The sequence below is a fragment of the Pseudoalteromonas sp. HF66 genome (assembly GCF_011806445.1).
Lineage (GTDB): Bacteria > Pseudomonadota > Gammaproteobacteria > Enterobacterales > Alteromonadaceae > Pseudoalteromonas > Pseudoalteromonas apostichopi.
In genome coordinates this window covers 1-1,267 of record NZ_JAATOU010000040.1, presented here as the reverse complement: position 1 = coordinate 1,267, position 1,267 = coordinate 1, and the positions used below count along the sequence as shown (strand labels likewise).

At 37.1% G+C, this 1,267-nt stretch carries 2 protein-coding genes; both read right to left on the bottom strand.

Annotation, left to right across the window (positions count from 1 at the left end; translation table 11 throughout):
• Nucleotides 1-166 precede the first annotated feature (166 nt).
• Nucleotides 167-463, bottom strand: coding sequence for a hypothetical protein (locus HCZ11_RS19485; protein WP_167659252.1), 297 nt, complete (start codon nt 461-463; stop codon nt 167-169).
• Between the two features lie 108 nt (nt 464-571).
• On the bottom strand, nt 572-1,102 hold the full coding sequence (locus tag HCZ11_RS19480) for a hypothetical protein (RefSeq protein WP_167659251.1): 531 nt from the start codon (nt 1,100-1,102) through the stop codon (nt 572-574).
• Nucleotides 1,103-1,267 lie beyond the last annotated feature (165 nt).

Here is a 1,267-nt window from a genome sequence, read left to right as displayed (position 1 = left end):
CTACAAGCTAAAGAATGGAAAGAGATTAAAGAAAACAAAAAGACTAAAACTTTCACCCACACTCTCCTTGGCACATAACGCCTAACTAATGGGCGCATAAATGCTTGGCTAAAATTAGTGACGAAGGAGTGCAAGCCAAGCGTTTTGCGTCCTTTTGAGTAACTTGTTATAAGCCATATGCAACAATGAGATAGATAAATAAGCTAAAAAATGACGCTAAAGCTACAAACATTGAAATGCGTACTTTTTTAATATGGCTGTCTAAACCTTCATGGTACAGGGAAAAATTTTTAGGATTACCAAATAACATGCCCCAATACTGATCTTGGTAGCCTAAGTATTCAACTAGCTTATTTTTACGCTCTTCTCTGTGTTTATGCGCGGCTTCTTTGTATGCTTCCATCTGTATGTTAAACATAATAAAGGTAATCGCTACTACTCCAAACAGGATGATAAATACCATTGCTTTCCCTAGGCTTATAACGCCCCAAGCAGGGGCAATGACACGTAGGCTAAAATACAGAACGAAGTGACGGGAGCCTACGTGTTAGTGTCCCGCTGACTTGGTTTGTTAGGTTTTTTCGCATTGCAAAAGATAATTCTGAAAGCCAGTATAAACATTGTCTGGCTCAATACTTCCTTTACGTTCTAACCACCAACCATTAATTTTGTCTAACCACCAAAGTGCTTCTTTCTCAGATATTTCCACGAACTCAGACGTTAGTAAAAAATACTGGATGCCATGACCCGAAATCATATGCTTACCTAATTGTTCAATTTTACCGACGCGGTTACCCCAGGCGTAAAATTGACTGGTAAATGCATTAATTCCTTTACATAAAGGGAGTGCTACGTAATCAGCAGGATAGACTTTAACTTTTAAAGCAATCCCAGAATTATTTTCAATGTTAATTATCCTAAAGTCACCTCTAGGTGGTCCATAAGCTAATGGTTTTTGTATGATAATGGTGCCCACACTATTTGAGTCGGAAATGTTGAAGCTAGATTGAGGCTGATAAATATCTAAAAGTTCTTTATTCGGCCGATTAATACTGCAACCAACCAAAATAAATAAGATAAAAATTGGCAAAAAGAACTTCATAGCTCACCTAAAACCTAACATGTTTATAGCGAGCTAATCGCGCGTTTTTCTACCACAGCGTAGCTCGTTTTTCTTATTAGATTATTTTTAACAAACTTGTTAACTAATTACCAGTGTTATTAAAATTTAGGAGTTCTCGCTTTTACCTCAGGATAAAAACGAGCG

What these genes read in the sequence shown, in the direction of transcription:
- HCZ11_RS19485 (WP_167659252.1), bottom strand. Translation starts at nt 463, where the DNA reads ATGGTATTTATCATCCTGTTTGGAGTAGTAGCGATTACCTTTATTATG.
- HCZ11_RS19480 (WP_167659251.1), bottom strand. Translation starts at nt 1,102, where the DNA reads ATGAAGTTCTTTTTGCCAATTTTTATCTTATTTATTTTGGTTGGTTGC.